This window comes from Microcoleus sp. A003_D6, assembly GCF_036702825.1.
Classification (GTDB): Bacteria; Cyanobacteriota; Cyanobacteriia; order Cyanobacteriales; family Microcoleaceae; genus Microcoleus.
The window spans coordinates 6,270-18,639 of record NZ_JAUBWA010000076.1 but is presented as its reverse complement, the minus strand read 5'-3'; the positions used below and the strand labels follow the sequence as shown (position 1 = coordinate 18,639).

The window sequence follows — 12,370 nt, the reverse complement described above, 5'->3', positions numbered from 1 at the left end:
CGGAATTTGCTCATTTCTGGGCGAAGAGCAGCCTCAAGTAACAGATGCAGGCTTTCTTATTTTATATTGGCAATGACGAAGCCCATTTGACACTCGTACCGATCGGGCAAATTTTCTGTAGGTTTAGCAACTGGATGCCCGCAACGAAGCTCTCCACCGCTCCAGCGCGGTTGGCCCGTGCGATCGGCGAGCACACAACCTTGGCAAACACACTGAGGGGCAAGCATCTGATTTTCCATTAGAATAACTAACATTTGATACCTCCGGCAGGTTTCATACCAGTAATTTCATTGTATGTCAGGAACTTGGGACAAACCGCTTAACCCGAACACAATGTAATATTTGGATAAATCATGCGAAATCCGTAGTAGGGTAAAAGATCCCCAATTCGCAATCCTAAATTGTCAAGAGGTTGATTATTGTCAGTAACTCAGGGAATCAACGCCACTGAGCTTGTAAGAGAAATCAAGCAAGCTGTACTGACCAGCCTAAGTCTTAACTGACTACGTTATTTAGGTCATGACACCCTGTGGATGCGAAGCTAGTCCCTTGCTCTGTCGCTAGTAGTTAAACAGTCTTAAAGTCACTGAGACAGTGCTGCTAGCCTAACAAGCCTTGATAACATTGGCGAAGCTAACATTACCCCAGTAATGGGTGTTTGCTTGAGGACAACCATATCCTCGCTGGAGGGGCAACCATACCCCTCTACCCCGCAAGGGGATTCAAGGCGATTGAAATCGCCTGGTCGTTTCCCTCTCAGGACTAAAGTCTCTGAGCTTCCCACTTACCGAGCTTTTTTTTGTGACCGACACTAACTTAGACTTGCTTTCCAAAACCGATCCGCTAATTGCCGATTTAATCGGGCAAGAGCTCCAGCGGCAGCGAGACCACCTAGAACTCATCGCCAGCGAAAACTTTACCTCCGCAGCAGTAATGGCAGCTCAAGGCTCAGTGCTGACCAATAAATACGCCGAAGGACTGCCAGCGAAACGGTACTACGGCGGCTGCGAATTTATTGACGGCATCGAGCAAATTGCGATCGATCGCGCCAAACAGCTATTTGGAGCCGCTCACGCCAACGTCCAGCCCCACTCCGGCGCTCAAGCCAACTTTGCAGTATTTTTGAGCTTGCTGGAACCCGGAGACGGAATTATGGGCATGGATTTGTCCCACGGCGGACACTTGACCCACGGTTCGCCGGTCAACGTATCCGGCAAATGGTTCAAAGCTTTTCACTACGGCGTCAGCCAAGAAACAGAACAGCTCGACTACGAGGAAATTTTGGCACTGGCCAAACAAAACCGACCGAAATTGCTAATTTGCGGCTATTCAGCATATTCGCGAATTATCGACTTTGAAAAGTTTAGAGCCATCGCCGACGAAATCGGAGCCTACCTGCTCGCCGACATCGCCCACATCGCCGGGTTAGTCGCCACAGGACACCACCCCAACCCCCTCCCCCACTGTCATGCAGTCACCACCACCACTCACAAAACCCTGCGCGGCCCCCGTGGTGGCTTGATTATGACCAATGACCCGGAACTCGGCAAAAAGTTCGACAAAGCAGTTTTCCCCGGCACTCAAGGCGGCCCCTTAGAACACGTGATTGCTGGTAAAGCAGTAGCTTTCGGCGAAGCATTAAAGCCTGAATTTAAAACTTATTCCGGTCAAGTAATTGAAAATGCGCGGGCTTTGGCGGAACGGTTGCAGCAGCGGGGTTTAAAACTCGTTTCCGGCGGCACGGACAATCACTTAATGCTAGTAGATTTGCGATCGGCAAACATGACAGGCAAGCGAGCCGACCAATTAGTTAGCGGTGTGAATATTACTGCTAATAAAAATACCGTGCCTTTCGATCCGGCATCCCCCTTTGTCACCAGCGGTTTGAGACTCGGTTCGCCGGCGATGACGACAAGGGGAATGGGAACAGCAGAATTTACCGAGATTGGCAATATTATTGCCGATCGCCTGCTAAATCCAGATGATGACAGCGTTGCCGCCAATTGTCTGCGACGAGTAGCAGCCCTGTGCGATCGCTTCCCCTTATATCCCCACTTGTACTTGAAAGTGCCGGCGTTAGCTTAATTTTCCTGATCGGCAATGGGGATTTTGTAGTTGGAAGTGTACGGGTAAAAGGGTAAAAGAGCCGGGAAAGATTGAGAGTTGCGGGTAGCGATATTGACAAGCGGTTTTTATCAACAATATCGATCGCCAGGACGGTTTTTACTAAAGATATTTGTCGGGCGGGGCTGGTTTGACTAAAGGTATTTCTCGATTGCGAAAAATACCGTTCGACTGGGCCCGCTCGCACAATATCGATCGACTCTTTCGCTATCGAAAGATCGATCGGCTAGCCATTAATTCGAGAGTTACGAGTAAAAAACCTCACAATTCGCGCCCGAGCTACTTCCACCTTGCAACTCTCCGGCTCCCAAACCCCCAGTCGCTCTTAAAGATGTTTCCTTGTTATAAAGCCATCTGAAATGTAGTAGACTCTGCCTGACAGCCTAATTGCCCCGCACTATTTAATATTGATTTCAGATGCCGTACCAGTATCTGTACCACATACTAGCTTTTCTGGTTTCTGCGATCGTCGTCCTCTGGAGTACGCCAATAGTCAAAAAAATTGGTCTCAAAAGCGGGCGAGTCGATCGGCCAGGCGAGCGAAAAGTCCACCAGCGCCCGATGGTGCGTTTGGGAGGAGTGTCCATCTTTCTCGGCACTCTCAGTGCCCTGTTATTTGTCTGGCTCTCAGGAGGCTTCCTCGATGCTAGCGGACAAGTTCTCAATCCCAAAGAGGAATACGAAATTTGGGGAGTCACCCTCGGCGGCCTTGGATTCTTCCTCATCGGTTTAGCAGACGACTTATTTTCGCTGTCGGCGATCAAACGCTTGCTCATGCAAATTGGGGTATCGAGCATCGCTTGGATGGCGGGCGTACAAATTGAGTTTCTCACAGTTCCCTCCCTCGGACTGACGGATCTTGGCTGGCTGAGCTTGCCAATTACCGTGATTTGGCTCGTCGGTATGGCCAACGCCATCAACTGGATTGACGGTTTGGACGGTTTAGCAGCGGGAGTTTCAGGGATTGCAGCAGTTGTAATGCTGATTGTCAGTCTGTCGATGCACCAACCGGCAGCGGCCCTAATTGCAGCGGCTTTAGCAGGCGGGGCCTTGGGATTTCTGCGCTACAACTTCAATCCGGCTCAAATCTTTATGGGAGATGGCGGGGCTTATTTTATCGGGTTTACTCTCGCTGGAGTGGGAGTAATTGGGTTGGTTAAAACTACGGCTGTTACTTCTGTGTTGCTGCCATATTTAATTTTAGCTGTACCGATTTTAGATATGTCGGCGGTGATTCTCGATCGACTTCGCAACGGCAAGTCACCGTTTATTGCTGACAAGCGCCACCTCCACCACAGACTTCTACAAGCCGGACTATCCCATCGATTTGCGGTTTTATTTATTTACTCGCTGACACTGTGGGTGGGAAGTTTAGCCCTAGCTTTTTCGGTTCCCAGCGGCGTAATTTACGCTATGGGTGCGACAAGTTTGCTGGGATACGCTAGCTGGAAAGTTTGGAGGCACGCTCGATAGTCAGCAGTCAGCAGTCAGCAGTCAGTAGTCAGTAGTCAGTAGTCAGTAGTCAGTAGTCAGTAGTCAGCAGTCAGTAGTTGGTTGTTATTTGTTGGTTGTTATTTGTTGGTTGTTATTTGTTGTTTGCTACCAGTGCTTTTCTGCTACCAATACCAATGCCCAATTCCCAATTCCCAATTCCCAATGCCCAATGACCTGTTTGGCCAATGACCTGTTTGGCCAATGCCCCAATCTAAAATCCAAAATCTAAAATCTAAAATCGAATAATGGTTGCTGAAATTATTTGTGTTGGCACTGAATTGCTGTTAGGCGATATTCTTAATAGCAATGCCCAGTTTTTAGCCAAAGAATTAGCGAGTCTGGGAATTCCTCACTACTATCAAACAGTCGTGGGGGACAATCCCGATCGCATTAAACAGGTGTTAGAAATTGCTGTAGGCCGATCGCAGCTTTTGCTCTTCACCGGAGGCCTCGGCCCCACACCGGACGACCTGACAGTCGAAACCATCGCCGATTTTTTTGGGGTTCCCTTAATAGAAAAGCCGGAAATTATCGCAGATATCGAATACAAATTCGCCCAGCGGGGACGCACCATGAGTCCCAGCAACCGGAAACAAGCTTTAATTCCAGAAAGTGCCAACATTCTGCCGAACCGCTGCGGTTCTGCACCGGGCATTATTTGGCAGCCGGTTCCCAACGTGACAGTAATGACATTTCCCGGCGTACCGGCGGAAATGCACTTGATGTGGCAAGAAACAGCCGTTCCTTACCTGAAAAACGGCGGCTGGTGCAGCGCAACTATTTACAGTCGCACGTTGAAATTTTGGGGCATTGCTGAGTCGGCATTGGCGGAAAAAGTAGATAGTTTTCTGAATTTAACTAATCCTACTGTGGCTCCCTACGCCAATCACGGCGAAGTCAAACTGCGGATTTCGGCGCGCGCGGAGTCGGAAGTGGTGGCGAAAAACTTGATTGAGCCGATCGAACAACAATTGCGACAAATTGCCGGCTCGGACTGTTACGGTGCTGATAGCGATACCCTCCCTTCAACTGTCGGTCAATTGTTGCTGGATGCGGGGAAAACTCTCAGCGTGGCTGAATCCTGTACTGGAGGTGGATTGGGAGCGATGCTGACCGGTGTTGCCGGCAGTTCGAGCTACTTTTTAGGCGGGATTATTTCTTACGACAATCGGGTTAAGGAAGAATTATTAGCTGTGAATCCGCAAGATTTAGCCGAGTTTGGGGCAGTCAGCACAAGCGTGGCAAAACAAATGGCTGCGGGAGTTCGCGCTAGCCTCAATACCACTTGGGGATTGAGCGTTACAGGCATCGCCGGGCCCGGAGGCGGCACAGACGCTAAACCTGTCGGACTGGTTTATGTCGGTTTAGCGGGCCCCCACGGCGACGCAGAAAGTTTTGAATATCGGTTTGGCGATGGGCGAGGCCGCGATTGGATTCGGCATCTGAGTAGCTGTACGGCGCTCGATCGGCTCCGCCGTAAATTATTGTTGGCAAAAGTGTAGAAAAAATCCAGCGATTGGTCAATTGTCAACAGCCAGCCGTAAACTTAAGCTTTATTTAACATTCTGTACTTCGAGATAGTTCGGCAATCTTCCGCTGGCCTATTGATTATCTGTAAAGATTCGTTATGATAAGAAGATAGGACTGATTGGCCAATATACTGACTCTCTCCATTGCTCAAAATAACCAGCAAGCGAGAAAGCAAGTTTGACCTTTGGTTTCAAAGTCGTGCTTGCTTATTTTCAGATATTTAGCCGTCGGTTTAGCAATCTAGACTATAAAAAAAGGAGCTATCCGTTCAATGGAAGACATTGAAAAGGTGCTGGAACAAATTAAAGAATGGGTTCGCAAGCTGATAGAAGGACTGCTGAGTCCCGAACCTGAACCGGAACTCGAACCGATTCGTATTCCTGTCAACCAACCGAGGAATCGCAGGTAGTCAGGACTGAATTAGAAGTTTGAGGTTTGAGGTGACAGACTGGTTCTAAATTCCATGTCAAAAATCTCATAGTTTTTGTTGCGCTGGAAATTTTAAAATTGTTAAATATCCTGGTACTTCACGGCCCTAATCTGAATCTATTGGGTCAGCGAGAACCTGGAGTTTATGGTTCTGCGACTTTAAATGATATCAACAAGTTGCTAGAACGAGAAGCGCAAGCCCTCCAGGTGAAGGTCTCAATTCAGCAGTCGAATCATGAAGGGGTTTTGGTGGATGCTATTCACTCGATGTTAGGGCAGCACCAAGGCTTATTGATTAATGCTGGAGCTTATACTCATACGAGTGTGGCAATTAGAGACGCGATCGCCGCGGTGAATATCCCTGCGGTGGAAGTTCATTTGAGCAATATTTACCGCCGGGAAGCTTTTCGGCACCACTCGTTTATCGCAGCGGTGGCGATCGGACAAATCAGCGGTTTTGGCTCGGAAAGTTATCGGCTGGGGCTGCAAGCTCTAGTTAGTTATCTGATTAAAAATTAAAAATTCACCGATTTTTGCGATCGGATGAGGGCGGGTTTTAGATGGAAAACCAGCCCTTATATGTTTGGGTGGAACTCAAATTAATCACAAGAGTTGGGCAAAGAAGCACACCAGGAAGAATTATAAACTACCAATTATCAATTACCAATTACTAACAATTTGAGTTAAATTCAAATGCGGCATTCCCTGTTGAGCAAGTTTCAAGGAACCATACTGGGGGCAGTTTTAGGAGACTCGCTCGGCCTGCAATACCAGAGGCAACTCGTGGGTATTTCCCCCCAAACAGAAGACTTTCAGCCGATTTTACAACTGACGAAACACCAACAATTAACCCGGATCGGGGCAACCTTGGCGTTGAATTCTCCCAACAGCAAAATCCCAACTGGCAAAGACTCATCCGAATCCGGGAGACTTGCGGTGGCGTGCGCTCAAAGTTTAATTCGGTGTAGGGGTTTAGATTTAAAAGATTGGCGCGATACTTGGGAAGCATTTGCCAAGTCGGAAATCTATCATCCGCGAAGCAATGAGTTTCAAGGCATCCTTAACCCTTGCGAAGCTGCCGTTGCGGCGCTGCCTGCTGCGATGTTTTTTCACGAAAATAAAGCCAAACTTCGAGAAAAAATCATGCTGGCGATAGAGGTTTGGCCCAACGAAAACAAGCCAGAATGGAATACAGCAGTTTTAGCAATCGGATATGCGATCGCCCGATCGCTCAAACAAAGACTTGACCCCGCGACAGCGATCGAACAAACAATTGCCTACCTGAAAACCGATAATGCCTTAACAGAATTGCTGGTGCAAGTACAAAAACTACTAGAACAAGGAGCCGATTTAGAAACAGCCACAACTCACTTGTGCAAAAGCGCTACAGCTTTGCGAGAAAGACAGAGCGAGGGCAATAAAAAATCACAAACAAAGTCAATTGTCAACCCTGAAAGTTTTATTCCCATTGCCCTAGCTTTCTACTGCTTCTTGAACACCCCAGAAGACTTGCGCTTGTCAGTGGTGCGAGCGGCCCGCTGCGGTATAGCCGGACAACTCACCTGCGCTTTGACGGGAGCTTTGTCTGGAGCTTACAACGGCGCTGCTGCGATTCCTGTAGAATGGAGACAGGTATCTTCGGCTACGGTTGAATCACTGCCGCTGGCGGAGAGCACAGAACCCTCGGTTTGGGAAACGGGCAGGGATACAAAAATTGTGGAGTTAGCAAATAACCTGTTTGCTGTTTGGGCGGGAGTTTACAACCCCGATGTCGGCCTGGATTCCGCAGCCCTGGCCAGAGCGGTGGCTGCACCTTATGTCATTAGACCTCGTAAAATATTATAAATTTTCGAGCTTTTCACAGGGAGGGGTAAGCAGAAATTAGCAATGAGAAATTAGCAGTTTAGGAATTAGGAATTAACAAGTCAAAAACGAAAGCCCAAGGAGAGCGACAATTAAAGATTAAAAAGTAAAAAATTAAATCGGACGCGCTTGCCACCAAAAAACTGGTTTCTACGAGAATCTGGGGTTGGGAAACGAATAATCTAGGGAAAAACCGGATTTTTAGCCCCACCGTGCTCGATTTGTTCAAGATGGACAAGGGAAGGAAAGAAGCTGCTTGCGTTGTTGGCGACAGTCAGAAAACCCAACTGCTGGCGATAGTCAGGCATAGTAGCCTGGGGGGTTGAATATTCTGCCACGGTAGTTCGGATAAACTCAATCAAGATGCACAGTCAGAAATTCTGACAAAGCTGCTGGATAACAGTGATATATCTTCGACACAAATGAATACGCTCTCCTCATTGATGCGGCAGATTGAGCAGCTAGGGGCTTCGCGCTCACTGCGCCAACACATTGCTAAAGTGCAAAATGGCGGCAGCAAAGCAGATACCGATCGCCCTTGTGGGCCTCTCCTGAGCCGTTTGTCGGCCAAGAAATGGGTTCTACCCGAGACTTTTATTAGATTTAGAACTAAAACCTCTTCTTCAAGCCTCAAAAATCAAGCTCGTTCCCCTATGTTGTTGCTCGTAGCGGTAGTTTCCCTCAGCAGCACTCTGGGCCACCGCTTCTACAACCAGCCGAAACTGGATGTGGGGACGAAAGCTCCTGAGACGATCAAGGCTCCTGCTAGTGCTAGCATCCCCGATTACAAAACTACTGAAGAACAGCGGAAAGCAGCGCGGAGCGGGGCTGTAGCGATATTAATGCTGGATTCTGCGGTCGATCGACAAATCGATCGAGAATTGCAACAATTTTTGCAGCAGGGAAGCGAACTGCGGCGGGCGGTAGGCCCGTTTCCGTTTGCGAGTCCCTCGGCGCTCTCAAATGCGGCTCAGGTTTACTTGCGGGGCTGTCCTGAGTGGGAATGGCGATCGATTTTGGCGCAAGCGGGGGACAACAGTGCAACTTCCGAGCAGTTGAGCTTGGATTCCCGCGCAAGTGCTGCACCGACGGACAACAAGTCTCAGCAGGATGCTATCGCTCAACTGCAAGCTTACAGCCGCTCGGTTTCAAAAGCAGACTTTCAAAGCCTGACAGAAAGTATTTCCGAGGCTCGCCGGCGCTATCTCAATGCTTTGGAAGCGCTCTCTAAACCGTCGGTTTCCGGGTTCGGACAGATTTACGATACTTCGCTGTTTGATTTGTCGGATGCAGCTTGGCAGAAAACCCAAACGGGTATGAGTCTGGCGGCAAAAAGGATGCTGGCTCAAGGTATCCCGCAGGGGCTGCCGAAAGAGGTTTTGAAAGAAGCTGTGAAACTGCAAGTGGCGTCTGTAGTGCCGTTAGAGTCCCAAACTTTGGCGGTTGAGGGTTTAAGTGCGATTTTGCAGCCAAATCTGGTGAGAGATCCCGAGGAAACCAAACAGCTAGCTGAATTGGCGGCGCAAAAGGTGAAACCGGTAACGATCGCAGTAGAGCAGGGCGACATAATTGTTGCAGAAGGAAAAGAAATCGCGCAGCAAGATTTCGTGTTGCTCGACTATTTTGGTTTGAGCCGGCGGGGGGTGAATTGGCTGGGGCTGGCGGGTTTTGTTTGTTTAGTGGGCGCGGCAATTGCGATCGTACTGCTGGTGGAAAGGCACTACCGCTTGCGCCGGAGAGATCATTTGCTGTTGCTGCTGCTGACTTTGAGCGCGCCGGTGCTGGTGAGTTTGGGGCTGCCTTGGACGAGTTTGCCCGCGATCGGGATTTTGGCCGGCGGCTTCTACGGTTCGGCGGTGGGAGTGACTGTGGTGGCGCTGCTGTCGGCGCTGCTGCCCGTTGGCTTGGATGTCGAGTTGATTCATTTGGTGGCTAGCGCGGCGGGGGGATTGCTGGGTGCTTTTATGGCCGGGCGGCTGCGATCGCGCGAGGAGTTGGCTCTTTTGGGCGTCGGTGTCGGCTTGACTCAGGGCACGGTGTATCTGGTGGGGACTCTGATCGCCAGCGCGGCTGCTGGTGCGATTTGGTACGTCGTGCTCGGTACGGTGGGTTGCCAAAGTTTGGCCGGTTTGGCTTGGAGCGTTGTGGCGATCGGCATCAGTCCTTATTTGGAACACGTTTTTGACTTGATCACCCCAATCCGGCTGGCGGAACTTGCCAATCCCAACCGCCCGCTGTTAAAGAAGTTGGCTGCCGAGGCTCCGGGGACTTTTCAGCACACTCTGTTTGTGGCTAGTTTGGCCGAGGCTGCGGCCCGGGAACTCGGCTGCAATGTTGAGCTGGTCAGGGCTGGCACATTATACCACGATATTGGAAAAATGCACGACCCGAGCGGATTTTGTGAAAATCAAATGGGCGGGGGCAACAAACACGATGTAATTAATGACCCTTGGGCGAGCGCCGAGATTATTAAAAAGCACGTTACTGAGGGGTTGGTGATGGCGCGGAAGCATCGATTGCCGAAGGCGATTCAGGCGTTTATTCCCGAGCACCAAGGTACAATGTTAATTGCTTATTTCTACCACCAAGCGCAGCAAATTGCTGCAAAAGAACCAGAAAATTTAAAGATTGCTTTGGCAGAGGCGGGTAATTCAAAGTTAACAATCGAAAGTCGGGAAGTCAGGGAGGAGGATTTTCGCTACGACGGGCCGATTCCGCAGTCGCGGGAAACGGGAATTCTGATGTTGGCGGATTCTTGCGAGGCTGCTTTGCGATCGCTCAAGGATGCTACTCATGAGGAAGCTTTGAATATGGTTAATCGGATTTTGAGGGCTCGCTGGCAGGACAATCAGTTGCTCGATTCGGGTTTGACTCGGGAGGATATGTCTCTAATTGCGGAGATTTTTGTGCGGGTTTGGGAACAGTTCAATCACAAGCGGATTGCTTATCCTAGTGCAGTTTTTACTCCGAGGTAGAGATAAGTATGGAGTGCGATTTGAATACTTATCTCATGGGTAAAATAACCATTTTCAGGTTCGTAGTTCGGAATGCGAGTCCGCCTAAAATCCAATAACAGGTTCGATCGGCAGCATCAAAGCGTATTGGAGGGCGCACTACAAATCATTTTTGTTATGGTAATCGACCGGACGCGATCTGACCGCAGCCCGATCGACAATCCAGCGGATTTCTGGCACTTCGTACATCGCAAATAACCTTGGCTACTTGATGGAAGTTTTTAGTTAAGATTTTTTAACCGCAGATGAACGCGGATCGACGCGGATGGATTTTGGGTTTAGCCTGATTTTCGATTATAGCAACCGCCTAGACGGTTAGCAATTTTAAAATTACACAAACCTGTGCATTTTATTTTTCCTATCCGTTAAATCCGTTACCGAATCCGTTGCCGAACTTCTTCTATCCTTTGACTCCGGCGGCCGCTTCTGTCGGCACAATGTATTTTTGCAACACCAAAAACAGTCCTAAAACAGGAATAATCGAAATAATCGAACCCGCAGCCACCAAGCGCCAATCTAAAGAAAATGTCCCGGCTAAATTGGCGACACCTAGGGGCAAAGTGTAATATTCCGGCCTGTCTAAAACTAGCAGCGGCCACAGAAAATCGCTCCAAGAACCGATAAATACGAAAATCCCTAAAGTGACTAAAGCCGGCTTAATTGCCGGAATCATGACGTGCCACCAAATGCCTAATTCTGTACATCCGTCGATGCGGGCGGCTTCTTCTAGTTCTTTGGGAACTGCGAGGAATGCTTGCCGCAATAAAAATATGCCGAAGGCTGATGCTAATCCGGGAAAGATTACGCCTAAATAACTATTTTTTAATCCGAGTTGTACCGTCAAAATGTACAGGGGAATCATCACGATTTGGAAGGGAATCATGATTGTGGAAACGATCGTAATTAAAATAGCTTCTCGGCCGCGAAAGTTGAGTCTGGCTAAGGGGTATGCGGCGAGGGCGCAAAACAAAACGTTGATGCTGACTGTGAGACCGGCAATCAGGGTGCTGTTGAACAGGTAGCGGCCGAAGGGGTTGGTTTGCCAAACTTTGATGAAGTTTTCGAGGGTGGGCTGTTGCGGCCACAGTTGCGGGGGAAATTGAAAGATGTTTTCGGTGGGGGATTTTAGGGAGGTGCTGAGCAGCCACAGCAGGGGAAACAGCATTAAAAGTGCGATCGCGCTCATCATCCCATAAGTCCACAGGATGCTCCACCGCGAGGGACTGCGGTTTGGGGAATTTGATTTTTTAGTTTTGAGATTATTCATTATTGGGATATGATGATAAGTCCTTGCTTCATCAGAAGCCTTGTTTGTCCATAAGGGATTATTGCCATGAAACCGTTTATTTACGAAACTATGTACATTCTGCGCCCAGATTTGGGTGAGGAAATGACAGACCAGGCGATCGCGAAATATCAAACTATTTTGCGCGATCAAGGTGCTGAAAATATCGAAACTCAGCACCGCGGCAAGCGCCGTTTGGCTTACGAAATCGGCAAGCACCGCGACGGAGTATACGTTCAAATGAACTATACAGCTCCGGGCGCTGCAATTTTTCCTATGGAGCGCGCGATGCGTCTGAGCGAAGAAGTGATTCGCTATTTGACGATCAAGCAAGATGTCCCAGATGCACCGGAAGCCGAAGCCGAAGCCGAAGCCGAAGCGGCCTAAAACGAGTTTTTTGGTCGTTAGTAATATCTTGGACTATTTTCAAGAACAGGCAGGATGCCTGTTCCACAAAAAAGAGTGAGTCTTGTTGTGGGGTGGGCATCCTGCCCGCCCGTAAAAGCCTGATTGACAATGGTGCAGCATCTTGGACTATTTTCAAGAACAGGCAAGATGCCTGTTCCACAAAAAAGAGTGAGTCTTGTTGTGGGGTGGGCATCCTGCCCGCCCGTAAAAGCCTGATTGACAA

10 protein-coding genes and 1 pseudogene are annotated in these 12,370 nt (G+C 49.1%); 8 read left to right on the top strand and 3 right to left on the bottom strand.

Annotation, left to right across the window (positions count from 1 at the left end):
• Window positions 1-56: 56 nt before the first annotated feature.
• Window positions 57-254, bottom strand: coding sequence for a hypothetical protein (locus QUB70_RS20275; RefSeq protein ID WP_332983033.1), 198 nt, complete (start codon window positions 252-254; stop codon window positions 57-59).
• Window positions 255-801: 547 nt separating this feature from the next.
• Here QUB70_RS20275 and glyA point away from each other — a divergent pair.
• From glyA to QUB70_RS20240, 7 genes are all read left to right on the top strand, one after another.
• Window positions 802-2,085 (top strand): serine hydroxymethyltransferase, encoded by a 1,284-nt coding sequence (gene glyA / locus QUB70_RS20270; protein WP_332983032.1) that lies wholly within the window; start codon window positions 802-804, stop codon window positions 2,083-2,085.
• Window positions 2,086-2,541: 456 nt separating this feature from the next.
• Window positions 2,542-3,597, top strand: a complete 1,056-nt coding sequence (locus QUB70_RS20265; protein ID WP_332983030.1) for a glycosyltransferase family 4 protein — start codon at window positions 2,542-2,544, stop codon at window positions 3,595-3,597.
• A 266-nt stretch (window positions 3,598-3,863) separates the two neighbouring features.
• The gene (locus QUB70_RS20260) at window positions 3,864-5,120 is read left to right on the top strand and encodes a competence/damage-inducible protein A (protein ID WP_332983028.1); all 1,257 of its coding nucleotides are present in this window, start codon (window positions 3,864-3,866) and stop codon (window positions 5,118-5,120) included.
• Between the two features lie 299 nt (window positions 5,121-5,419).
• The gene (locus tag QUB70_RS20255) at window positions 5,420-5,557 is read left to right on the top strand and encodes a hypothetical protein (RefSeq protein ID WP_006631912.1); all 138 of its coding nucleotides are present in this window, start codon (window positions 5,420-5,422) and stop codon (window positions 5,555-5,557) included.
• A gap of 98 nt (window positions 5,558-5,655) precedes the next feature.
• Window positions 5,656-6,096, top strand: coding sequence for a type II 3-dehydroquinate dehydratase (gene aroQ, locus QUB70_RS20250; protein ID WP_332983027.1), 441 nt, complete (start codon window positions 5,656-5,658; stop codon window positions 6,094-6,096).
• Between the two features lie 174 nt (window positions 6,097-6,270).
• Window positions 6,271-7,422 carry an ADP-ribosylglycohydrolase family protein gene (locus QUB70_RS20245; protein WP_332983026.1) on the top strand — a complete coding sequence of 384 codons (1,152 nt, stop codon included), beginning with the start codon at window positions 6,271-6,273 and terminating at the stop codon, window positions 7,420-7,422.
• Window positions 7,423-7,862: 440 nt separating this feature from the next.
• Complete coding sequence (locus tag QUB70_RS20240) at window positions 7,863-10,415, top strand: HD family phosphohydrolase (protein WP_332983024.1); 2,553 nt, start codon at window positions 7,863-7,865, stop codon at window positions 10,413-10,415.
• Window positions 10,416-10,854: 439 nt separating this feature from the next.
• On the opposite strand, the gene QUB70_RS20235 is transcribed toward QUB70_RS20240, so the two are convergent.
• Window positions 10,855-11,721 carry a carbohydrate ABC transporter permease gene (locus tag QUB70_RS20235; RefSeq protein WP_332983023.1) on the bottom strand — a complete coding sequence of 289 codons (867 nt, stop codon included), beginning with the start codon at window positions 11,719-11,721 and terminating at the stop codon, window positions 10,855-10,857.
• Between the two features lie 66 nt (window positions 11,722-11,787).
• Between QUB70_RS20235 and rpsF the strand changes: the two genes are divergently transcribed.
• The gene (gene rpsF, locus QUB70_RS20230; RefSeq protein ID WP_332983022.1) at window positions 11,788-12,126 is read left to right on the top strand and encodes a 30S ribosomal protein S6; all 339 of its coding nucleotides are present in this window, start codon (window positions 11,788-11,790) and stop codon (window positions 12,124-12,126) included.
• Window positions 12,127-12,143: 17 nt separating this feature from the next.
• On the opposite strand, the pseudogene QUB70_RS20225 reads toward rpsF, so the two are convergent.
• Window positions 12,144-12,370: pseudogene (locus QUB70_RS20225) on the bottom strand (aminotransferase class I/II-fold pyridoxal phosphate-dependent enzyme); the annotation flags it as partial.

Coding starts and splice junctions, on each gene's coding strand:
- QUB70_RS20260 (WP_332983028.1), top strand. CDS start 3,864: ATGGTTGCTGAAATTATTTGTGTTGGCACTGAATTGCTGTTAGGCGAT.
- QUB70_RS20245 (WP_332983026.1), top strand. CDS start 6,271: ATGCGGCATTCCCTGTTGAGCAAGTTTCAAGGAACCATACTGGGGGCA.
- QUB70_RS20240 (WP_332983024.1), top strand. CDS start 7,863: ATGAATACGCTCTCCTCATTGATGCGGCAGATTGAGCAGCTAGGGGCT.
- QUB70_RS20255 (WP_006631912.1), top strand. CDS start 5,420: ATGGAAGACATTGAAAAGGTGCTGGAACAAATTAAAGAATGGGTTCGC.
- QUB70_RS20235 (WP_332983023.1), bottom strand. CDS start 11,721: ATGAATAATCTCAAAACTAAAAAATCAAATTCCCCAAACCGCAGTCCC.
- rpsF (WP_332983022.1), top strand. CDS start 11,788: ATGAAACCGTTTATTTACGAAACTATGTACATTCTGCGCCCAGATTTG.
- QUB70_RS20275 (WP_332983033.1), bottom strand. CDS start 254: ATGTTAGTTATTCTAATGGAAAATCAGATGCTTGCCCCTCAGTGTGTT.
- QUB70_RS20265 (WP_332983030.1), top strand. CDS start 2,542: ATGCCGTACCAGTATCTGTACCACATACTAGCTTTTCTGGTTTCTGCG.